Origin of the sequence: Ectobacillus panaciterrae DSM 19096 (genome assembly GCF_000430785.1) — a bacterium.
GTDB classification, from domain to species: Bacteria; Bacillota; Bacilli; order Bacillales; family Bacillaceae_G; genus Ectobacillus; species Ectobacillus panaciterrae.
In genome coordinates this window covers 1-22,711 of record NZ_AUMR01000028.1, presented here as the reverse complement: position 1 = coordinate 22,711, position 22,711 = coordinate 1, and the positions used below count along the sequence as shown (strand labels likewise).

Below are 22,711 nucleotides of genomic sequence, written 5' to 3'. Positions count from 1 at the left end.
TTTCTTTAATAGTACTTTGATGAGTTTTGTAATCAAAATACAAGCACTTTTAGGGCTGCTGGACAATTAATAGTCCAAGAACCATAAACGTCCGTTTCCGATACTTGTGCTAAAGACTCTTTATATACCGAAGGTTACAACCTTAACGTACAAAATCTGTAAAATGTTAGTGATACCTCTTTTTAGTATATGGTAATTGGTTCTAAAACATCATTTTTCACTGGCGAAATAAGGGCGGTATCTCGTTCTTTTATCAACATGTTCTTTATACTCTTTACTTCCTATATATGAGTGAATGATAATCTCGACATGTCCATGTGCTATGTGCAACCAAAAGGGAGTATTGTGTGCTTCTTCTCTCTGGTTTACCCTTGCATGAACCACTACAAAGATTTGACCGCTTTTACTGCCGGAGATCTGGTGACTAATACGTAATGCCGGCGGAAGATTCTTCTTTATATCCTGATAACGCCCGGCTTTTTTTGATGAATAAGAATGCGCAAATTCCTGCGAAGGCTATAAATCCTTCCACAATTATTAAATTTAGTCCCATTGTCTTATGCAAAAGCGCTATATAATCTACAAATGTATGAAGAAAAATAGCCAGCAGTACATATTGAAACTTTTTCGCTCTTACTGCGTATAGAACAAGCAGCGAGAATGCGACTTGGATGAAAAATGCGGCAATGCGCTCCGCTCCCCCAAGCAAGCCCCCTGTAAAAGTTATCTCTAATAAGCTAGCTTTCAACTGTGCCAAAGCTTCAGCAGGTACTTTTGTGCCTAACAATGCTTCAAACTGACCTGAATTTACTAAATTTATATAAACGATATTTTGAATACCAGAAATACCACCGATTATAATGGCTTCAATTCCGCCATGGCCAAGCCCGTACGCAAGACCATCTTTTCGTTCCCGGTATTTCTTCAGCAAGATCGTAAACCCGACAAACCTCCCTATCTCCTCAAAAACCCCTGCCGCCAGTGCGCCGTACAGCGTAAACCAATATGGATGCTTTGTAATTTCCGATGTTGTTTTATTAATGGTAAGCAAGTAGGCATTCATACTTCCTTCTAGAATTAGTGAAAATCCGATAAAGATGATGCTGCCCACAAGAACGGGACGAAAGGAACTATGATACTTTTTCTTCAAATAAACATAAGCTGCGACGGGAATAAGAACTGAAATCACACATTGGGTAATAAGCCCTATTATAGCCGATTGACTTATCATGCTGTTTCCCCCTTAACATGTTGTTCCAACCAATTTTCCATTACACGCAAAAACGCCTCATCAAGCGGCTGCGACAGTTGCTGACGATATACCTTCAATGGATTTAAGCCGTCAATTTCACCTTCCCACTGCTTCAAGATATGCGTCATATTTTCAATAATATGAGTCTCTGTATCTCCTTTTACTAATTCTGCAACTCTATTGACACTCTCTATCGGAGCCTGCACATCCTTCGAGCCGGTGATTACGAGCGTTGGACATGTTACATGTACTAAATCTGCAGACACGTCATAGAGAAAATGTTCTCGCATCCATTTTGCAGGCAGCTTTTTCCCCATTATCTTCATAACAGCCGCGCTGGAATTCATCAGCTTTTGGTCGAATGCTTCATTCTTCTTTCTTGCTTTTTCTCCAACTCGAAGCGTACGGACCAGCCATCCCTTAAGGCCTTTTTGTTCTTCCAAAATCCGCAATGCGTTCTCCCGCTGCCAAGCCACGATATCTTTTAAAGACATCGCACCGCCGTTCAGTAAAATCAACCCGGCAGCCGGTTCTTTTACATGAACAGCCGGACCGATAATCGTACCTTCGCTATGCCCTAAGATAACCGTTTTCGCAGCATCAACATTTGGATGCTGTTTTAAAAATTGCAGGCACGTCACACCGTCATCTACCATATCCCAAAGTCCACGCTTATATTTGTCACCTTCGCTTTGATGCGTCCCGCGCTTATCAAAACGAAGAGTAACAAATCCTTGTTCGGTCAGAACATGCGCAATATCCCTGTACAAATTCATATCTAATCCGCCTTTATTCCCGTCCCTGTCACTTTCCCCTGTGCCGGGAATAATTAAAACTGCCGGACATTGCTCATCTTTCGTATCAGCGGGAATGGTTAGGGTACCAGCTAACTTATATTCCCCCGTAATGCTTACTGCTTCTTCTCTCACTTTCGTACTCATCAGTGATCCTCTCCCTTTTTCGCCTCAGGAATAATAATGGTTGAAACGGTTCGTTTTCTTCTTTCTTCAGCCGGTTCATACTGCATTGCTTTTCTATAAGCTGCGCTGACGGATTGCAGAAACTCCATAAACTCTTCATCACTCAGATAAAGCTCTACTTGACGGAACGTTACGCCATCTTTAACTAAATCAATATGATCCTGATTCAAGTAGCTTCCAAATCCATTAATTAAAGTACCGACAAACTGCATAAATACGCTCATTTTTTCTTCTTTCGTGCTTTTCTGAAATTCCTCTGCTGATAGACCTGCTTCTCCCTTAACAAGTGCATACACTTTTTCAATTGTGCCGCGTACTTGGTGTTGTGAGACAACTTCAATTACACTTCCTTGTACGAGCTTATTTAAATTGCGATACAGCGTTGCTTGCGGAACATCGGGCAATCGTTCTCCCATCTCTTGCACAGTAAGTCTTCGATCTCCTACAAGCGTTTGTACAATACGCATACGAACTGGATGTAAAATTAATTTTGCTTTTGCTTCCAAAATAGTCACCTTACTTTTTTATTTTTAATAATATTACCATTATTAATAATGATAATATTCATTTTGAGAAAAAATGTCAATACATTTCCAATGAAAACCATTATTTTTTAAATGGGCGTAGAGCGTCTGCAACGTATAGTAACGAGCAAACCCTTTAAGCTGCTCCCCCCTGTGTCTTTTTACTACGCGCATAGACTTATGTTGTATACTGCGAACAAAAGGTAGGAATGGAAAAAGCGCGGAATTTTATACTTTCTTACTATAAAAAAAATTCCCGTCATGAAACGGGAACTCAGCTTAATTTTTATAAAACTTCTCCTTCGCTGCACGCATTTTCACCTGCAGCGCATTTTCAACCGACAAATACATACTGTTTTCCGCTTCTTCAAACTCCTGCTGAAACTGCTTTAAAAATACCGCCAGCTCCTTCTCTTTTTCCTGCCGCTGCGGGGGCGGCAGCTGCGAAATAAGCCCCAGCATATCCGGCAAGTCTTTTGTCAGGAACATTTCAAATTTATGCTGCTGCTCATACATACGGCGGGAGCGATAGTACGGAATGCTGTGAAGAACTGCGGTTGCAATATCATCAATTGTCTCCTGCAGTATCGGGTTCACTGATTTTTTATAGCTTTGGATGTACTTGAGCGCTTCTGCATAATCTTCGTGGAAATATAGTGTATAAAACGAAAGATCGAGCTTCTTCGTTGGGTGTTGATACTCATTTTCCATATAGCCCCGTACTTTGGAAACAGCTTTTTCTACATCTTCTGCCGTAAAGCTCTTTTTTTGCTTAATTTTCATATGCAGCTTCTTCTGCTCGTGCTGTGGCAGCGATGATAAGATATATCCTTTTGTGCTGCTATCCGTTGCACAAAATAGTACCGTTAAAGCCTGCAAATCCTGCTTGCCGTTTACGCGCAGCCACTGGCGAAAGAGAGGATGGTACGTGAATTCCTGCAAAAACGGCACAGACGTATGAGACATGCGGCTTAAGGAATCGATGGCTCTTTTATACGGCTTGCGCCAAGATAAGTAAAGTTTGCGTCCCACAAAAAACAGCCCTGTCATCGTTCCGAGTCCAAGAAGCAAAAGAATACCGAGAACTGTCAACAGGATAGAAAGAAAACTCATTTCATAACCTCCTCTAAAACAGTATTTTCAAAAGGAGCTTTACTTCGTTGTATACGAAATCAGCTTTTTCTTCATTTCATCATTAAACGTATCCAATTCCTTCACGAACGTTTTACTTGATTGAATGATGCGTTCCGTCGATTCCTCTGACGCTTTGATGGCAGCAAATACATTTTGGAACGATTCGCGCAGCTTATCCATTCCGATTGCCGGATTTTCAAGCAGACGCGTTGTTTCTTCTGTATTTTGCTTCAAGGCGCGGGAGTTGCTGAGAATCATCGTTTCGATTGCTTCGTTCGTTGCGTTTACCGCATCGATGCTCTTCTTTTGATTGTTGAGCGCAAGCTGGATAGAAGCGGATACTGTAACAACATTTTGCGTCATCGTAATCGCATTGCGAATCGATTCTACCAGTTTTTCATTATTTTTCTTGATGATGTCTACAGAAGCGATAGACTGCAATAAAATGCTTTTCGCTTGCTGCATATTGCGCGTGCGCACGAGAATTTTCTCCAGCGCATCGTTAATCAGCGGAACATCCTTTTGGCGATCTAGCTTTTGCCGTTCAATCTCCAGCATGTCCGCCAGCTTTCTACCAAGGTATACTTGTTTGTCTAAGTTTTGAATCTTCTGCAGCGACTGCTCTTTCAGCATTTGTAAACCGACGCTGTCTTCCTGCAGATTGTCGCGCCCTACTAACAGCGACTTGATGATAACTTCAATTTGCTTGTCAATAGATTGATACTTATGCATATATGTTTCCATTGGATTTTTGCGAAATACTTTATAGACAACCCGCTTAAGGCCGGATGCGTTGATGGAGTTAGGATCTAGCTGAGAGACAACCTTGCGCAAATCCAGCAAGGTGTTCGGGATATCATCGTTTTTGCCATTCATCATAGCAGTAACAGGCTGCTTCAAGGCAGTCAGTGTCTCGCCTGCTTCACGCTGCTCTTTATCGCCGAGCGCTGCAAGCTGGCTGAGTACGTTTGAAATGTCAGCATTTTGTTCGGTATTTAGCTTTTGTACATATGAGTCTGCTTCTTTATTTAATCGAGTAAGCTCTTCTTCTTTAATAATTACATCTACCACTGGTTCCACATGCTCCTGTGGTGATGGAGACAGAAGTTCTTTATTCTGTAAGTTTTCCAAGATAATCCCTCCTCTAACTACATTCTAGACCAAAAATACGATATATACTATGTTTTACGATAGAAATAGGTCTTTAGTCCTATTTCGCTTCCTTCATCTATCTTACCTGCTGTTACAAACTGTATCTAAAGGGAATATTGTATGCTTCTTCTCTCTAGTTTACCCTTGCATGAACCACTACAAAGGTTTGACCGCTTCTGCACGTCGCCGGATGATCTCTCCCCACTATAAAAAGACGTTTTTTTATTCACATGTATATAAAAACAGCTCGCATCCTCGAAAATAACGGCTGTTTTTAGCTTTCCAGCGCTTTTTTCAATTTTTCCACGCCTTTTTCGATAGCTTCTGCCGTTAAGCTCCCATATCCCATGACAATTTGACTGTTATGAAATCCTTTCTGTAATGCATACCGTTCAACAGGATATACCATAACGCCCTGCTCCTTCACTCGTTCCATCACTTCTTCCGTAAAATGAACGCCCGATAATTCAACGACCAAATGCATACCCGCTGCTTGTCCTAAGATCTTTGCGTCCGCAAAGTGCTTCTGCAGACATGATACCAACGCTTCCCTTCGCTCCCGATAAATCTTTTTCATGCGGCGCACATGGCGATCTAAATACCCACCTTCTATAAAACGGGCAAGCACCAATTGCTCAAGCGTTGATGTGTGACGGTCTGTAAACCATTTCAGCTTGCGAAACCGTTCGATTAAATCAGGCGGCAGCACAGCATATCCAATCCGCAGCGCAGGGGATAAAATCTTGCTGAAGGTGCCAACATAAATTACTCGTTCTGAATCAAGCCCTTGCATAGAGTGAACCGGAACACCCTCATACGTGAATTCACTATCATAATCATCCTCGACAATAAAGCAATCCATTTTGCGTGCATACTCAATAAGTTGTACACGCCGCTGAATCGGCAATGTACCGCCTAATGGAAACTGGTGCGACGGTATGACAAATACAAAGCTTGGTTTGCCTTCTGCAGGGAGCAGTTCCGGTATAATTCCTTTTTCATCTACTCGAACAGGATGTACCTTGGCTCCTGCATACGAAAAAATGGTACGCATTTCATCAGTGACAGGATCCTCGACCGCAATATGCGTTTCCTCACAGGACAACAGCTCTGTAATTAAATGTAACGCTTGCGTGGCACCCGATGTAATCACAATTTGATTTGGATGACAGCGTACTCCCCTCGCACGGAGCAAGTAACGAGCCAGCTCATTGCGAAGTTCCGGCGCCCCCTCCGCACCAGTATATCCAAAGACCTGCTCCGGCGCTTCATGGCAAACCTCTTTCGCCAAGCGCCCCCATTTATCGCGCGGAAAGTGATCCATCGCCGGGTTTCCCGCTTTAAAATCAATATATACATGGCTCTCACGACAAGCTTCTTCTTTTTGAAAAGATGGTTTGAAATAGTCCGCTATCATCTGCAAGGATGAACCCTGTGCCACATACGTACCTGATCTTGGACGCACCTCCAAATACCCTTCTGCAATAAGCTGTTCATAAGCTTCTAGTACTACATTTCTTGATACTCCAATTATTGCCGCCAGTTCCCTTGTAGATGAAATCTTCTCTCCCGCTTTCAGTTTTCTCGTTAAAATTCCATCTCGGATTTGTTCATATACTTGCTGTGTTAATGAAGTTTCACTTAAACGATTAATTGCGAATAAAAACATATAAGCGCTCCTTTTCTAACTGGCACTATATAATTTATTAAAAATTGGCTCTACTGTATACCAGTATAGCGTGTTATGATTCATTCAAAACACAAGGGAGCAAATAAAATGAAAACAATTGGTTTGATTGGCGGCTTAAGCTGGGAATCTACAACGGATTACTATCGTTACATTAATACGTTTGTCAAAGAAGAGCTGGGCGGACTACACTCTGCTAAGTGCTTATTGTACTCTTTTGACTTTGAAGAAATAGTGGAACTGCAGCACAACGGAGAATGGGAGAAGGCTACGCAATGCATGATTGATGCTGCTAAAACATTAGAAAACGGCGGTGCAGACGTGATTGTTATTTGTACGAACACGATGCACAAAATGGCTCGAGAAGTAGAAGAAGCTGTCGGTATCCCACTGATCCATATCGCAGATGCCACAGCAGTAAAAATTAAAGAACAAAACTTGAAATCAGTCGGTCTGCTTGGCACAAACTTTACGATGGAGCAGGATTTTTATAAGGAACGTCTTGCTCAGCATGGAATTGATGTCATCATTCCTGATGAAGAAGATCGTCAGACAGTGCATAGCGTGATCTTTAATGAATTATGCAAAGGGGAGTTTAAGCAGGAATCCAGAGAAGCTTATCTCCAAGTAATGAACCGCCTGCAGGAAAAAGGAGCGGAAGGCGTGATTTTAGGCTGTACGGAAATTCCATTGCTTGTAAAGCAAACAGATACTGAGATTCCTCTGTTCGATACTGCTTTGCTTCATGCGGTTGCGGCAGCGGAGTTTGCATTGGAAAGGCGTAAAAAGCCAGAAATGGTACAAATTTAATACTTGAAAAAGCCCTTGTATATCTATTATTACAAGGGCTTTTTCATTTCATATTATTTTAAAGATTCTTTTAGTGTTCATGAATTTTATTTTCTTGAAAACGTTATCATGTTTTTATTGACTTATGTCGAAATTTCGGATATATTCATTCTTGTCAGAAGTCATACATCTCACAAGATTATCCTTTACAATATAAAGATTCAAACCCTGGCATGTATGTAATCTACTACACTATTGGAGGCAGAATTTATGGATATCCAAGTGCTTATCAATAAAGCAATTGAAGCTCGTAAGCAAGCGTATGCACCATACTCCAAGTTCCAAGTGGGAGCTGCTGTTTTAACAAAAAGCGATCGGGTATATCTTGGGTGCAATATTGAGAACGCTTCCTACGGTTTAGGAAACTGTGCGGAACGAACAGCTTTATTTAAAGCGGTTTCAGAAGGCGAAAAAGACATTGCGGCATTAGCGGTTGTCGGTGACACTGACGGACCTATTTCTCCTTGCGGGGCATGCCGTCAAGTCATAGCGGAATTTTGCGAGAAAGATACTCCTATCATTCTGGCGAACTTAAAAGGCGACTTTACAGTAACGTCTATAGGTGAATTGCTGCCAGGAAGCTTTTCATCTAAAGATTTGAATCAATAATTCTATTAACATTATATTTTTTTCATAAAATAAATACTACTTAGTGGAGGCAGCGATGAAATATTTAATCTCAATTGTCGGGTTGCTTGTAGTTTTAGGGTTAGCTTGGTTAGTCAGTGCAGATAAGAGAAAAATTAAATATAAGCCTATTGGTATCATGATCGTTGTTCAGTTAATTCTCTCTTACGTACTGTTGAATACAAAATTCGGATTGATATTGATTAAAGGAATTGCTGATGTATTCAGCAAGTTGCTTGAATATGCAGGTGAAGGTGTAAGCTTCGTTTTTGGCGGGATGTTAAACAAAGGCGAAATGTCCTTCTTCCTGAACGTCCTTCTTCCTATCGTTTTCATCTCTGTATTAATCGGGATTTTCCAGCACTTAAAGATTTTACCGTTCATCATGAAATGGGTTGGTTTAGCACTTAGCAAAATCAACGGAATGGGTAAATTGGAGTCTTACAACGCAGTAGCTTCTGCGATGGTCGGCCAATCTGAAGTTTTCATTACAGTTAAAAAGCAATTGGATAAATTGCCAGCGCACCGTTTATATACATTATGCGCGTCAGCTATGTCTACAGTTTCCATGTCTATCGTTGGTGCTTACATGACAATGATTGAACCAAAATATGTTGTAACAGCTATTGTCATCAACTTATTCGGCGGATTCATTATCACTTCTATCATCAATCCTTATACAGTGGAAGACAGCGAGGATATTTTAGTTATCCAGCAAGAAGAAAAACAGTCTTTCTTTGAAATGCTTGGAGAATATATCCTTGATGGATTCAAAGTAGCAATCATTGTCGGTGCGATGCTGATCGGTTTCGTTGCTTTAATGGCTGCGATCAATAACGTGCTCGACTTAATATTCGGCATCTCATTCCAACAGATTTTAGGATATATTTTCGCTCCAGTTGCATTCATCATGGGGATTCCGGCTTCTGAAATCGTAACAGCCGGCGGTATCATGGCAACTAAGCTTGTCACGAACGAATTCGTTGCGATGATGGATTTAGCTAAGGTTGCCAAAGGCATGAGTCCGCGTACGTTAGGTATCATTTCCGTATTCCTAGTATCCTTTGCAAACTTCTCCTCCATCGGCATCATTGCAGGGGCAGTAAAAGGACTGAGCGAAAAGCAAGGAAACACAGTAGCGCGCTTCGGTTTAAGATTGTTGTACGGCGCTACGCTTGTAAGTGTATTGTCTGCGGTGATTGTGAGCTTTATTCTATAAGACGTTATAGCACTTCCCCTCCCAGCGCAAACCTGAGAAGGAGAAGTGCTTTTCTATTTATATAACCTATATATGTTATTCTTTCAGAAACGCAGTCATATCAAGAATACAAGAAGACCAATTCATGTGTGAATTGGTCTTCTATTTTCCATGAGATTTACTATGTTTCTCCCCGCGAAGAGAACCCGTTATCAAACACGGGCTCTTCTATAACTCGCATTACTTTCTTTCCAAAACCGCGACAGCCTCGCAATGCATCGTCTGCGGGAACATATCGACCGGCTGGATTTCTCTCGTTTTGAATCCCCCGTCTTCCAACACACGCAAATCGCGCGCAAGCGTAGCGGGATTGCAAGATACATACACCACACGCTCAGGCTTCATCGCAATAATCGTTTCCAACAAAGCATCATCACAGCCTTTGCGAGGCGGATCGACTACAATTACGTCCGCTTTGATTCCTTGTTTGTACCAATTCGGGATGACCTTCTCCGCTTCGCCGACCTCAAATTCCGCATTTGCAATGCCGTTCAGCTCCGCATTTCGGTGTGCGTCCTCAATAGCTTCCGGTACAATTTCGACCCCATACACCTTCTTCGCCTTTTGCGCCAAGAATAACGAAATCGTTCCAATGCCGCAATATGCGTCAATAACTTCTTCGTTGCCTGTCAATTCCGCATACTCCAGCGCTTTATCGTACAGCACCTTCGTTTGCGTCGGATTTACTTGATAAAAAGATCTTGCCGATATGGCGAACTTAATATTGCCGATATAATCATAAATATATTCAGAGCCGTACAGCACCTTCGTTTTTTCACCGAAAATTACGTTCGTACGCTTGTCGTTCACATTTTGCACGATGGATTTCACGTTTGGGAACTTCGCGATAATCTCTTCCATAATCGTGCTTTTATGCGGTAGATCCTCTGTTCTTGTGATAAACACAAGCATGATTTCGCCTGTCACCTGTCCATAACGTGCCATTACATGACGGAGCGTACCTTTATGGCGCTCCTCATTATAAGCTTGCACGCCATGCTTGGCGCAAATGTCCTTCACTTCTTGGATCAGCTTATCGTTCTCCTCAACTTGGATCAGACACTTCTTCATATCGATAATGTCATGTGTTCCTTGCCGGTAAAAGCCTGCGATGAGACCGCCTTCTCTGTCCCCGATTGGAACCTGCGCTTTATTTCGGTATTCCCATGGCTTCTCCATGCCAAGTACAGGATGAATCGGCACATCCTTCAGCCCGCCGATACGCTGCATCACGTCACGCACTTGCTTCTCCTTCGCTTTTTGCTGTCCCTCATAGCTCAAATGCTGAAGCTGACAGCCGCCGCATTGCTTGTACACCGGGCATGGTGCCTCTTGGCGGTATGGGCTCTCCTTATATAACTCCACCAAACGGCCAAACGCAAAGTTCTTTTTTACCTTAATTACTTTAACTTTCGCATGCTCCTCCGGCAAACCGTGCGGAACGAAAATCGGATAGCCATTCACCTTCGCCACGCCGGCGCCGTCATGCGTTAAATCCTCGAATACTACATCTATATACTCATTCTTCTGAATAGGGGGTGCCATTTTTGTATTCATGCCTCAACCTCTTTTTTCGAATTCACTGCGTACCATTGTATCATATTTCTTCTTTCTTTATCCATTGGCCATTGCTGATGTACTTATACAGGAAAAGCGCAAGAAAACCGGATTTAGCGGCACACTAAGAAAAGCTGATGGAAAGAAGGGATTTTATGTACAGAATATTATGCATGCTGCTTGTTGTATTTGCCGCTATACAAACTATCGTAACGGCTGCCCCAAGCGCACAAGTGACATGGGATGCGTTCCGGTACAATGCGGCCTCTACTACCATTTATACAATTAACACAAGCAACAATGTAAAAGAAGTCCATTACCGCATTTGGCGCACGGCAGACGGACAAAAAAAGGCGCAAACTTTTACCGCAAAAGACAAACAAAGAAACTTCGCCTTCGTACTGGATACGAAGCAATTTCAATCTCAGCGGGGGCAATATGAAATAGAAGCGATAGGGATAAAACAAAACGGCACAACCGCCCCGCTCGCAACATCCGCTTTAACCTTTCAGCAATACGTACCAATCTTAATGTATCATTCCATCGATGACTTCAAGGGCAGCGGCTTAGAGGAATTATATGTATCTCCCGCCAGCTTTGAGGCGCAAGTGCGTTATTTAAAAGAAAATGGCTACACCCCGCTGACCTTTGAACGCTGGAACGATATAAACCGCGTAAACAAACCTGTTTTTATCACGCTTGATGACGGATATAAAAATAACTTAAACGCTTTGAAAGTATTTCAAAGGTTAAAGGACGAGCGCTTCCAGCCAGTTGGTACGATTTTCGTTGCGGTCGGTTTCACAGGGAGGCCAAAGCGACTGTCAGAGGCCGACCTGCGCAGCATGGCGCAGTCCGGATTCTTCTCTATTCAATCTCACACCATGTTTCATCCTGACTTGACGAAGGTGACGAATTACGAGTATGAGCTAAAAACATCAAAAGAAACCATTGAGCGAATAACGGGAAAACCTGTTATGGCATTTGCTTATCCGTACGGCTTTTTAAATGACAAAGTAGTAGAGGAAACAAAGAAATATTATAAGTTTGCGGTTACCATTCGGCCGGGGCTGTTTATCGAAAAAGGAGTGCCGGATGAATATTATAAGCTGCCGCGACAGTTCGTGAGATACGGGACGACAATTGAGGAGTTTGGGAGGATGCTGCAACCGGAATAGAAAAAGGGGTAGACAGATGCTGCGTCCTGTAACTCTCCTCCCAAAATCCCATCTCTATCGACAAAATACCTATTTCCTTCCATATCTTCCAATGATATGATTATCCAGTACAATATTTTTATATAAGGATGGATAGAATGCGTAAACAAATTATTCTTGCTCTTTTTTCTGCTCTTCTGCTGGCAGGCTGCGGTATAACGGAAGCTGACGCCAAACCGAAGACGGTAGAACAAACGAGTGCACATACAGAAACGAAAAAGGAACCCGTATTTCAGCCAAGAGCGGCTGTTTCTGTAAGTCCCGTGACTTTTGAGTCTGCGAATACTACTATTTCTACAAAGGATATGAAAGAAAATGTTCCGGAAATACAGTACCGCATTTGGCGTACGGCAGACGGACAAGGGAGCTTGAAGATATTCTCTTCTAAGGATAAAGACAAGGGCTTTTCTTTCCTGTTTGATACGAAAGAATTCTCCTCAAAGCGCGGCGAATATCAAGTGGAGGCATACGGCGTAAAAGAAGACGGCAAGCAGGTGCTTCTTGCGAAATCTGCGGTGACGTTCCAGCGGCATGTGCCGATTCTTATGTATCACGCAATTGATGAGTATAAAGGAGAAGGTTTGAAGGATTTGTTTGTAACCCCTGCCAACTTCGAAGCACAAATGAAATATTTGAAGGATAACGGCTATACATTCCTGACATTTGAGCGCTGGGGTGATGTTAATAAAGTGAATAAACCCGTGCTCGTCACATTGGATGACGGCATGAAAAACAATATGAATGCTCTTCACATTCTTCAAAAATTGAAGGATGACAAGTTCCAGCCGGCTGCGACAGAGTATATGATTGCAGGCGCGATTGACGGCGGCCCTTATTGGCTGTCTTCAGATGAGTTAAAAGAAATGGTGAATTCCGGTATTTTCTCCGTGCAGGCGCATACGATGTCTCATGCAGATCTTCCGAAGATTACGAATTATGAAGAAGAGCTGAAGGCTCCAAAAGAGAGAATTGAACAAGTGACAGGCAAGCCTGTTATTGCAATTGCATATCCGTTCGGTCATTTTAATGATAAGGTTGTGGAAGAAACGAAGAAGTATTATCAGTTTGCGACAACTACGAAGCCGGGGCAATTTATAGAAAAAGGGCAGCAAAATGAAATGCTGCTCATGCAGCGCGTTCGCATCTCTTACTCTACTACAATAGAACAGTTTGCTTCATTAGTAAAAGAAAAATAGGAAGCTGCTCATACAGCTTCCTTTCTTTTTATAAATATAATGTAAATTAATAGAAATAGAGATGTTTTTAGGAAAATTTTGATTCTCCTGTCTGTTTGCTAATGATATGATTAGTTCTGATGATTACGATAAAAGGATTGATTTTATGAAGAAAGTTTTGATGATTGTATTGCTTTCATCCCTTGCATTAACTGGCTGTAATACAACGATAGCTAAGCTGAAACGAGAAGAAAAACCGTCTCAGACTGCCGTAAAGTCTGAACCAGAGCCTGAACCAAAGCCTGTAATTGTGACACAAGGAATCGTAACATGGGATCCTATTACCTATGAATCTAAAAGTACAACTTTATATATAAAAGATTTGAAGGATACATTCACTGAGGTGCAATATCATGTTTGGCGAATGGCGGATGGAACAGGCAGCAAAAAAGTGTTCTCTTCTAAGGATCGCGCCAACAATTTTGCTTTGCCGTTGTCCTTGCAGGCTTTCGACTTCAAACGCGGAGAATATCAAATTGAAACAGTTGGTTTAAAAGAAGATAATCAACAAGTGCCGCTCGCAAAATCCGCAATAACCTTCCAGCAGTACGTACCGATTTTAATGTACCACGGTATTGATGAGTATCACGGACACGGCATTAAGAGCTTATTTGTATCACCGGCCAAATTTGAAGCACAAATGAAGTATTTGAAGGATAACGGCTATACGTTGTTAACGTTTGAAAACTGGAGTGACATCAATAAAGTAAACAAGCCGATTTTTATTACATTCGATGACGGTCTGAAGGATAACATAAACGCACTCGCTATTTTTCAAAAACTAAAGGATGATCATTTCCAGCCAACTGCGACAGAATATCTGTTTCCAAACGCACTGAACACTCCGGGATTTTTGACAACAGATGATGTAAAAATGATGGCAAACTCCGGGATTTTCTCCGTACAGTCCCATACCTTAAATCATGCAAATTTGCCGTTTGTACCAAATATGGAAGAAGAAATCCGAGATTCTAAAACACGAATTGAAGAAATAACGGGCAAACCTGTCATTTCTATCGCCTATCCAGTCGGCTTGTATGATGACCGTGTAGTAGAAACGACAAAAAAGTATTATCAATTTGCGGTTACGACGAACAAAGGACAGTTTATTGAAAAAAATAAGCCAAATGAATATCTTCTCATGGAGCGCGTAGGCGTGTTTGATTTCACAACGCTGGATCAGTTTATAGCTTCCGTAAGAGAGAAAAAATAAAAGAAGGCCTCAGCCTTCTTTTATTTTTATTCTTCCCTTGTCTCCGGCACAAACAGTTCCAAATAATGATACAAGTTTTCAAACTCCATTGGTGTATCTCCGCCGTACTCGCCGTCCAAGTTAATCATCAGCTTCTCAGGCGTTGTTATCTTAATGCGATTAGCTTGCGTGTACAAAATTTGCGGATTGTTGATATGCTCGCCGCGAAGCGCTTGTGAAGCTGCCTTAATCAAGTCTGCAATAGATCCTTTTTTAAGTATAAGCAAATCAAACATACCGTCGTTAATAGAAGCATACGGCGCCATTTTTTCAAATCCGCCGACAGATGTTGTGTTTGTAATCAAGAAAAGTGTGATTTCTTCTTGCATGATTTTCCCATCATATTCAATTTCCACATATGTAGGGTGCAGGGAAGGAAGCATTTCGATTCCTTTTAAGTAATACGCAAGTTGTCCCAGTACGGTTTTCAGCTTGCTTGGCACCTCAAATGTCAGTTCTGTAATACGGCCGCCGCCGGCGATATTAATAAAATACTTATCATTAGCTCTTCCAATATCAAGCGGTACAGAATGCCCTGCACAAATAATATCGGCTGCCTCTTCAATAGTGCGCGGTACGCCGATGGCACGGGCAAAGTCGTTCGTGGTTCCTACAGGGATAATGCCGAACTTCGGACGGTGAACTTGTCCCACTAAGCCGTTGATGACCTCGTTCAGCGTACCGTCTCCTCCCGCTGCGATGACCAGATCAAACCCGCGACGCGCCGCTTCTGCCGCAGCCTTCGTCGCATCGCCTGCGCCTATAGTCGCGTGACAGGATGTTTCATATCCCGCTTTCTCAAGCTTTTCGAGCACCTCCGGCAAATGCTTTTTAAACAGCTCTCGTCCGGAAGTAGGGTTGTATATAATTCTTGCACGTTTCATAATCCCATCATCCTTAACTTAGTAGAAAATTCCCTCTAATTTTAGATGTATCATTATTAAAGTGATTTTGCAACTTTTATAGTATGGTTAAACAAACGTTTGATTAAACAGAATAGCTAATAAAATGTCAGCTTATACGAGAAAACACCCTATAATAGGGTGCTTTCAGCAGCTTTATCGCTTGTTGATTTCCTCTAAAAGAAGCTTGTTTACAAGCGGCGGGTTTGCCTGTCCTTTTGTCGCCTTCATGATTTGGCCGACTAAGAAGCCGATGGCACGGTCTTTCCCGCTTTTGTAGTCTTCAATAGACTGGGCATTGCCATCAAGAATCTCTGTGACAATCTTGCGAAGCGCACCTTCATCAGAAATTTGAACAAGTCCTTTTTCCTTGATGATTACTTCTGGATCTCCGCCTTTTTCTACTAATTCAGCAAACACCTTTTTCGCAATTTTGGAAGAAATTGTCCCCTTTTCAATCAGCTGAATCATCTTCGCTAAGCTCTCTGGCGTTAACGCGATATGATGAAGCTCTTTTTGCTGCTTGTTTAAGTAGGCAGATACTTCACCCATCAGCCAGTTGGAAGCAAGCTTCGCATCCGCTCCGTCCGCTACTGTCGCTTCGAAGAAATCGGACATTTCTTTTGTCGCTGTTAGTACGGCAGCATCGTAAGCCGGCAATCCCAGTTCTTCCACATAGCGCTTCTGACGTGCGTCTGGAAGCTCAGGAATTTGCGCGCGTACACGATTCTTCCACTCATCGTCAATGTAAAGCTCTACAAGATCAGGCTCCGGGAAGTAACGATAATCATCAGAGCCCTCTTTTACGCGCATTAAGATTGTTTTTTTGCTTGCTTCATCATAACGGCGCGTTTCTTGTTGAATTACACCGCCGGAAAGAAGCTCTTTCTCTTGGCGTGCTTGTTCGTATTCTAATCCTTTTTGCACGAATGCAAAGGAGTTTAAGTTTTTCAATTCTGTTTTTGTACCAAACTTTTCTTGTCCGATTGGACGAAGAGAAATGTTCGCATCACAGCGAAGAGAACCTTCTTCCATCTTACAGTCAGATACGCCCGTATATTGAACGATAGATTTTAACTTTTCCAAGTATGCATAAGCTTCTTCCGGTGTACGGATATCCGGCTCAGATACAATTTCAATCAAAGGTGTTCCTTGACGGTTAAAATCTACTAAGGAGTAGCCATCACCTGTATGCGTTAATTTTCCTGCATCCTCTTCTAGGTGAAGACGCGTAATGCCGATGCGTTTTTTCTTGCCGCCCACTTCAATTTCAATCCAGCCGTTCTCGCCGATCGGCTTGTCATATTGAGAGATTTGATATGCCTTTGGATTGTCCGGATAGAAGTAGTTTTTACGGTCAAATTTCGTTTCCGTGGCAACTTCGCAGTTCAATGCCATTGCGGCTTTCATTGCAAATTCTACCGCCTGCTTATTTAAAACAGGAAGCACACCAGGATAGCCCAGTTCAATTACGCTCGTTTGCGTATTTGGAGGCGCACCGAATGCATTCGGACTAGCGGAGAAAATTTTAGATTTTGTTTTTAGCTCAACATGCACTTCTAAACCAATAATTGTTTCAAAATTCATTTCATTTCGCCTCCTTTACAGTTGCGGTTTTTGTTTATGATAATCCGTCGCTTGCTCAAACGCATGAGCAGTGCGGTACACAGTTGCTTCATCAAAATGTTTGCCGATAATTTGAAGTCCTAATGGCATGCCGTTCTCACCAAAGCCGCAAGGTATAGAGATGCCGGGAACGCCTGCAAGGTTTACAGGGATCGTTAGAATATCATTTGCATACATTGTCATCGGGTCTTCAATCTTCTCTCCAAGCTTGAATGCAGGCGTCGGCGTTGTCGGCCCGATGATAACATCATAGTTTTCAAATACTTTTTCAAAGTCATTTTTGATTAACGTACGAACTTGCTGCGCCTTCTTGTAGTACGCATCGTAGTAACCGGAACTTAATGCAAATGTGCCAAGCATGATACGGCGCTTCACTTCGTCGCCGAAGCCTTCGCTGCGCGTTTGCTTGTACAACTCTAGCAGGCTTGTTGCATTGTCGGAGCGAACACCATAGCGCACGCCGTCAAAGCGTGCAAGGTTCGCAGACGCTTCAGAAGAAGACAATAGGTAATAAGTCGCAAGCGCATATTTGGAATGTGGCAGAGAAACCTCGTCCCAAGTCGCACCCATACCTTCTAATACCTTTAATGCGTTCAATACGGACTGACGTACTTCCTCGCTTACGCCTTCACCCAAGTATTCTTTTGGAACTGCAATGCGCAAGCCTTTCACGTCTCCCGTTAACGCAGATAAATAGTCGCCTGTTTCTACGTTTGCGGAAGTAGAATCCATTTTATCGAATCCAGAGATCGCCTGCAGCAAGTATGCGTTATCTGCTACTGTGCGTGTAATCGGACCAATTTGATCAAGAGAAGATGCAAACGCAACAAGGCCGAAACGAGATACACGGCCGTACGTAGGCTTTAATCCGACTACGCCGCAGTACGCTGCCGGCTGACGGATAGAACCGCCTGTATCAGAACCAAGGGAGAACAATACTTCTCCTGCCGCTACAGATGCCGCAGAGCCGCCGCTGGAGCCGCCTGGTACATATTCAATATTCCATGGGTTTTTTGTTGGATAAAATCCGGAGTTTTCGTTAGAAGACCCCATTGCAAACTCATCCATATTCAGCTTACCAATTGTAATAGTTTCCGCTTGGTTCAGCTTTTGTACCACTGTCGCATCATAAATAGGATCGAAGTTTGCCAAGATTTTGCTCGCACATGTTGTACGGAGGCCTTTTGTTACGATGTTATCCTTTACACCGATCGGCATACCGAAAAGAAGACCGTACTCGTCCGCGTTACCAAGCTTCTCATCCAATTCTCTCGCTTTCGCGCGTGCTCCCTCTTCATCTAATGTAAGGAACGCTTTTACCTTATCTTCTACTTGCGCAATGCGCTTGTAGGACTCGTCCACTAAATCTGTGACGGATATTTCTTTGCTATGCAGCTTTTTATGTAATTCAGATACAGAATGTTCAAATAGTGCCACGTATATCCCCTCCCCTATTCCAAAATTGCAGGCACGCGTACTTGATTGTCCTTATGATCCGGTGCATTTTTCATTACCTCTTCAACAGGCAATCCTTTTTCCGATACATCTTCACGCAGCACATTCTTCATATCCAATACGTGAGATGTTGGTTTTACGTTTTCGGTATCCAACTCGTTTAATTGCTCTGCAAATGTAATAATTGCATCCAACTGCTTTGAGAACTTTTCTGCGTCTTGCTCTGTAATCGCAAGACGCGCCAAATGCGCAACGTGCTTTACGCTATCAACAGAAATTCTTGACACGGCTAAGCCACCTCCATAAATATTCGTTCATTATACAATAATACTGATGATACCAGACTTCCTAGGATACAAGCAACCTATCGTGCATAAGAAAAGCGAAATCTGCTCATTTATATAAATGCAACTAAAAAAATCAACACAAAAACGTTTCTTTTAGGGGGAGAGCATCCGAATAAGCGTAGAAGCGGTCAAAACCTTTTCGTGGCCCATGCAGAGGGAAACCAGAGAGAGGGAGCGAGCGCAGTTTCCCTTTTGTTCTACGTGGTAAACGATAGATATGTCAGAATAACAATGTGGACTTATATAGGTGCAGCAACCAAAGAGTTTATGCTTTGTATTTTAAACAAAAAAGAAAGGCTCACTGCCTTTCTTCTCTGTTAAACCTATTTTTCTATAGGTGTGTCTCTCTTTATTTTTGCATCATCTTCTTCATTATCACGAATCGTTTTTTGCAGCACAAAGCTGGACATTGTTAAAAATAATGTTCCAACGAGATAGTACCCTTTTACGCTCAGCGGTTCATTCAACGTGTAAATGCCGACCAGCATGGCGGAAAGCGCGCAGATGAAAGAACCCCACGCCAAAAAAGTAAATGCTGCGGTGTTTCGTCTTTTCACAGTATAATCATCCCCTCTTATTTTCTGTCTGTATAACATCATATGAGCTAAAACCTAAGTATATAGCATACAGATTCAACAAATATCCATATATATTTACTTATACCAATTTTAGGTTCTTCTTGTAATTTAACATATCCCTGCAAGACCTTAAAGTAGCTGTTTTATATTTATGAATGAAAAAATAAATTTCTTTCTCCCGCTGTTTCCTATTGACATGAATTCCCTTTTTGAATAAACTAAAAATAAATATTACGACACTCGAAATATACGGGAGTGGAACAAATTGATTCAGTACGAAGATTTTTTAGAGTTATTGCTGAACAACGCAAGAAAGCTCTTCTACCCTGAGGAATGGGTGAAAATTGATTTATCCCTTTCCAAAACAGAAGTGTTTTGCCTTCTTTGGATGAGCCGCAATAACGAAGTCATTATGAGTGAAATCGCTGAGCTTCTGGATATACCGATGAGTACCGCAACAGGAGTTGTAAATAGACTTGTTAAAAAAGGCTATCTTGAACGCTACCGAAGCGAAGCAGATCGCCGCATCGTCGTTATTCGCCTAACTGAGCAGGGACAACAGCTTGTGGATGAAGTGAAAACGAGCGCCGCTCACTATTTTGGACTCGTAACAGGAGCATTAACTGAAGAAGAAAAAGCATTCCTACTTCACATTCTCCAAAAGGCGATGAATTCTCTCGGCAGCGAACAGCATCCTGCAGAAACAAAACCCGCAACAGGAATTCAAAACATTCCTATCGAATAGAACCCAGTATAGGGCTTTTATTCGGTATAATATTTCGATACTCGTAATATTTGACACTCGTAATTTAAAGGGGGATATAATGATGCGAATTATGTTATACACAGGAAAAGGCGGCGTAGGCAAAACAAGTATTTCTGCAGCAACTGGGATTCAGAGCGCAAAGCGCGGATTAAAAACATTGATGATGAGCACCGATCCTGCCCACAGTTTAGGAGATTCCTTAGGCATTAAGCTTTCCTCCGAGCCGACGGAAATTATGGAAAACCTATGGGCACAGGAAATTAATACAACATATGAAATGGAAAAGGGCTGGGGGAAAATTCAAAAATATATTACCCTCTTGTTCACTTCCAAAACAGTTGATGATATTACAGTAGAAGAACTTACCATGTTTCCCGGCATGGAAGATTTAATGAGTCTTCTCAAAGTATTGGAATACTACAAAGAAAACAAATACGACGTCATTATTATAGATTGCGCACCGACCGGTGAGACGCTGGCGATGCTGAGCTTCCCGGATATGCTCGGCTGGTGGATGGAGAAGCTGTTCCCGATAAAGCGGAAGGTGCTAAAAGTCGTTCGTCCGATGGCACAGCCGCTGCTTGGTATTCCGCTTCCAACTGATGATATTATGGGAGAGCTCGGAAACGTTTTGGAACAGCTCGATGAAATGCGTCAAATTCTTTCTAATAGAGATATTACAAGCGTGCGCATCGTTGTGAACCCGGAAAAGATGGTTATTAAAGAAGCACAGCGCAGCTTTACGTATTTAAATTTATATGATTACAACGTCGATGCTGTTATGGTAAACCGCGTCATTCCGGACAACGTATCCGACCCGTATTTTCAAGTATGGAAAGACATTCAGCGAAAATATAAAACAATGATTGAAGACAGCTTCGCGCCGCTTCCTATTTACTATGCGCCTTTATTCGAACAAGAAATGGTTGGGCTCGAAATGCTGAAACGCATGGGAGATACACTGTTCCAAGGTGATAACAACCCAGTGTCAGTTAAGTTCAGCCTCCGTACACAGCACATTGAGAAACAGGACAACGAATATATATTTGCTCTTCATGTCCCGTTTGCTGACAAAAAGGATTTATCTTTAAACCATAAAGGGGATGAGCTGATTGTACGCGCAGGTTCAGCCAAACGCAATATTACGCTTCCGAGAACATTGACTCATCTTACCATTCTCGGCGCAAAATTTGAGGAAGATATATTGAAAATCCGATTTGGAGGCAGCACTCATGAATGAACAATTACTGAAGAAGCTCATCCGTATGAAATTGGAAGCTGGGGCGTATGTGCTGAAGGAAATGCCGGAATCGGTTCAGAACACGGCACATATATTTTTGAAAGCTCTGCAAGAGGAACTGGGGGTTCATCTAGAAACTTCAACAAAGAAGCCGCAAAAACAAAACAGCACAGTAACAAATATTTCTATCGATTAAATGAAAAGTGGCGGGAGGCCTTTGTCTTCCGTCATTTTTTGTGTGAAGTATAGTGAAGATATTTATTTATAATTTAATAGATAAAACTATGAAATAATTAACTGGTTATATTTTCACAATTTTTTCAATAAACCTCCCTCCATTTTCCATAATATTCTATTATAATTAACATTTGAACATTCTTACATCTTAATAAACAATTGCCTATTCCCTTGTTTAAAGCACAACTATATAAATGCAACTAAAAAATCGACATAAAAGCTTTTCTTTTAGGGGGGAGAGATCATCCGGCGACGTGCAGAAGCGGTCAAACCTTTGGAGTGGTTCATGCAAGGGGAAACCAGAGAGAAGAAGCATACAAATACCCCTTTTTGGTTGCACATAGCACATGGACATGGCGAAATTATAATTCATTTATATATAAACAATTTTTCTTTTTATATAGATTTATAGGATTATCCAAAAGTAAAGTGATTTAAAAATAAATAAAAAATCATTACCTTATAGAAGGAGGGGAGAAGGATATAGCTCTTATATCCTTACGAAATGAATTACACGAAAAAAGCACTTATTATGGGCACACTCACAGCAGTCAATTTATCTGCTATTTCACCTAACGTTTTTGCCCAAGCTGATACATCTGCAAAAAAAGGGACTGTAGATGCAACATACTTATATGTTCGTTCAATTCCTTCCGCTAATGGAGCTATTTTAGGAACGCTTAAGAAGGGGCAATCTGTTTCCGTTCTCAGTAAGGAAAATGGCTGGGCCAAAATCCTCTTTAATGGCAAAGAAGCTTTTGTTTCTTTAGAATTTTTGCGTTTTAACGCTTCAGCTCCTAATCCACAACCGCCAACGAATAACAATTCGTCCGTTG

The 22,711-nt window shown here is 41.9% G+C and carries 22 protein-coding genes; 10 read left to right on the top strand and 12 right to left on the bottom strand.

Annotation, left to right across the window (positions count from 1 at the left end; genetic code table 11):
* Window positions 1-424 precede the first annotated feature (424 nt).
* The 6 genes from H540_RS29205 to pdxR form a co-directional block, all read right to left on the bottom strand.
* Window positions 425-1,231 carry a YhfC family intramembrane metalloprotease gene (locus H540_RS29205; protein ID WP_051317025.1) on the bottom strand — a complete coding sequence of 269 codons (807 nt, stop codon included), beginning with the start codon at window positions 1,229-1,231 and terminating at the stop codon, window positions 425-427.
* The gene (locus tag H540_RS0107760; RefSeq protein WP_028400149.1) at window positions 1,228-2,193 is read right to left on the bottom strand and encodes an alpha/beta hydrolase; all 966 of its coding nucleotides are present in this window, start codon (window positions 2,191-2,193) and stop codon (window positions 1,228-1,230) included. The genes H540_RS29205 and H540_RS0107760 overlap by 4 nt, the downstream gene beginning before the upstream one ends.
* Entirely contained in the window at window positions 2,193-2,747 is a 555-nt protein-coding gene (locus tag H540_RS0107755) for a helix-turn-helix domain-containing protein (RefSeq protein WP_245592192.1), read from the bottom strand. Before H540_RS0107755 ends, H540_RS0107760 begins: the two co-directional genes overlap by 1 nt.
* A gap of 288 nt (window positions 2,748-3,035) precedes the next feature.
* Window positions 3,036-3,869: a DUF3974 domain-containing protein gene (locus tag H540_RS0107750; RefSeq protein ID WP_028400147.1), complete on the bottom strand. Its 834-nt coding sequence runs from the start codon at window positions 3,867-3,869 to the stop codon at window positions 3,036-3,038.
* A 39-nt stretch (window positions 3,870-3,908) separates the two neighbouring features.
* Window positions 3,909-5,021, bottom strand: coding sequence for a toxic anion resistance protein (locus H540_RS0107745; RefSeq protein WP_034670560.1), 1,113 nt, complete (start codon window positions 5,019-5,021; stop codon window positions 3,909-3,911).
* 295 nt (window positions 5,022-5,316) lie between these two features.
* Window positions 5,317-6,711, bottom strand: a complete 1,395-nt coding sequence (gene pdxR, locus H540_RS0107740; RefSeq protein WP_028400145.1) for a MocR-like pyridoxine biosynthesis transcription factor PdxR — start codon at window positions 6,709-6,711, stop codon at window positions 5,317-5,319.
* A gap of 108 nt (window positions 6,712-6,819) precedes the next feature.
* On the opposite strand from pdxR, the gene H540_RS0107735 reads away from it, so the two are divergent.
* The 3 genes from H540_RS0107735 to H540_RS0107725 all read left to right on the top strand — a co-directional run bounded on the left by H540_RS0107735 (window position 6,820) and on the right by H540_RS0107725 (window position 9,424).
* Complete coding sequence (locus H540_RS0107735; RefSeq protein ID WP_028400144.1) at window positions 6,820-7,539, top strand: aspartate/glutamate racemase family protein; 720 nt, start codon at window positions 6,820-6,822, stop codon at window positions 7,537-7,539.
* Between the two features lie 249 nt (window positions 7,540-7,788).
* Complete coding sequence (locus tag H540_RS0107730) at window positions 7,789-8,187, top strand: cytidine deaminase (RefSeq protein ID WP_028400143.1); 399 nt, start codon at window positions 7,789-7,791, stop codon at window positions 8,185-8,187.
* A 55-nt stretch (window positions 8,188-8,242) separates the two neighbouring features.
* Window positions 8,243-9,424 (top strand): NupC/NupG family nucleoside CNT transporter, encoded by a 1,182-nt coding sequence (locus tag H540_RS0107725; protein ID WP_028400142.1) that lies wholly within the window; start codon window positions 8,243-8,245, stop codon window positions 9,422-9,424.
* Window positions 9,425-9,643: 219 nt separating this feature from the next.
* On the opposite strand, the gene rlmD is transcribed toward H540_RS0107725, so the two are convergent.
* A complete protein-coding gene (gene rlmD, locus H540_RS0107720) occupies window positions 9,644-11,020 on the bottom strand; it encodes a 23S rRNA (uracil(1939)-C(5))-methyltransferase RlmD (RefSeq protein ID WP_028400141.1) in 1,377 nt (458 codons plus the stop codon).
* 155 nt (window positions 11,021-11,175) lie between these two features.
* Here rlmD and H540_RS29200 point away from each other — a divergent pair, with 155 nt between their 5' ends.
* The 3 genes from H540_RS29200 (at window position 11,176) to H540_RS0107705 (ending at window position 14,685) form a co-directional block, all read left to right on the top strand.
* Window positions 11,176-12,198 carry a polysaccharide deacetylase family protein gene (locus H540_RS29200; RefSeq protein WP_051317024.1) on the top strand — a complete coding sequence of 341 codons (1,023 nt, stop codon included), beginning with the start codon at window positions 11,176-11,178 and terminating at the stop codon, window positions 12,196-12,198.
* Window positions 12,199-12,335: 137 nt separating this feature from the next.
* Window positions 12,336-13,433, top strand: coding sequence for a polysaccharide deacetylase family protein (locus H540_RS0107710; protein WP_028400140.1), 1,098 nt, complete (start codon window positions 12,336-12,338; stop codon window positions 13,431-13,433).
* A 145-nt stretch (window positions 13,434-13,578) separates the two neighbouring features.
* On the top strand, window positions 13,579-14,685 hold the full coding sequence (locus H540_RS0107705) for a polysaccharide deacetylase family protein (protein WP_028400139.1): 1,107 nt from the start codon (window positions 13,579-13,581) through the stop codon (window positions 14,683-14,685).
* A gap of 26 nt (window positions 14,686-14,711) precedes the next feature.
* Here the strand turns inward: H540_RS0107705 and H540_RS0107700 are convergent, their stop codons facing one another.
* From H540_RS0107700 to H540_RS0107680, 5 genes are all read right to left on the bottom strand, one after another.
* On the bottom strand, window positions 14,712-15,611 hold the full coding sequence (locus tag H540_RS0107700) for a diacylglycerol kinase (RefSeq protein ID WP_028400138.1): 900 nt from the start codon (window positions 15,609-15,611) through the stop codon (window positions 14,712-14,714).
* Window positions 15,612-15,782: 171 nt separating this feature from the next.
* Entirely contained in the window at window positions 15,783-17,213 is a 1,431-nt protein-coding gene (gatB, locus tag H540_RS0107695) for an Asp-tRNA(Asn)/Glu-tRNA(Gln) amidotransferase subunit GatB (RefSeq protein WP_028400137.1), read from the bottom strand.
* A 15-nt stretch (window positions 17,214-17,228) separates the two neighbouring features.
* Window positions 17,229-18,689: an Asp-tRNA(Asn)/Glu-tRNA(Gln) amidotransferase subunit GatA gene (gene gatA / locus H540_RS0107690; protein WP_028400136.1), complete on the bottom strand. Its 1,461-nt coding sequence runs from the start codon at window positions 18,687-18,689 to the stop codon at window positions 17,229-17,231.
* A 14-nt stretch (window positions 18,690-18,703) separates the two neighbouring features.
* Complete coding sequence (gene gatC, locus H540_RS0107685; RefSeq protein WP_028400135.1) at window positions 18,704-18,994, bottom strand: Asp-tRNA(Asn)/Glu-tRNA(Gln) amidotransferase subunit GatC; 291 nt, start codon at window positions 18,992-18,994, stop codon at window positions 18,704-18,706.
* Between the two features lie 383 nt (window positions 18,995-19,377).
* Entirely contained in the window at window positions 19,378-19,611 is a 234-nt protein-coding gene (locus H540_RS0107680) for a YiaA/YiaB family inner membrane protein (RefSeq protein ID WP_028400134.1), read from the bottom strand.
* 286 nt (window positions 19,612-19,897) lie between these two features.
* On the opposite strand from H540_RS0107680, the gene H540_RS0107675 reads away from it, so the two are divergent.
* The 4 genes from H540_RS0107675 to H540_RS29190 form a co-directional block, all read left to right on the top strand.
* On the top strand, window positions 19,898-20,377 hold the full coding sequence (locus H540_RS0107675) for a MarR family winged helix-turn-helix transcriptional regulator (RefSeq protein WP_028400133.1): 480 nt from the start codon (window positions 19,898-19,900) through the stop codon (window positions 20,375-20,377).
* 79 nt (window positions 20,378-20,456) lie between these two features.
* Window positions 20,457-21,638 carry an ArsA family ATPase gene (locus tag H540_RS0107670; protein WP_028400132.1) on the top strand — a complete coding sequence of 394 codons (1,182 nt, stop codon included), beginning with the start codon at window positions 20,457-20,459 and terminating at the stop codon, window positions 21,636-21,638.
* Window positions 21,631-21,834 carry a hypothetical protein gene (locus H540_RS29195; protein ID WP_034670554.1) on the top strand — a complete coding sequence of 68 codons (204 nt, stop codon included), beginning with the start codon at window positions 21,631-21,633 and terminating at the stop codon, window positions 21,832-21,834. Before H540_RS0107670 ends, H540_RS29195 begins: the two co-directional genes overlap by 8 nt.
* A gap of 546 nt (window positions 21,835-22,380) precedes the next feature.
* The coding region (locus tag H540_RS29190) for an SH3 domain-containing protein (protein ID WP_034670552.1) at window positions 22,381-22,711 on the top strand (331 nt) is incomplete at its 3' end.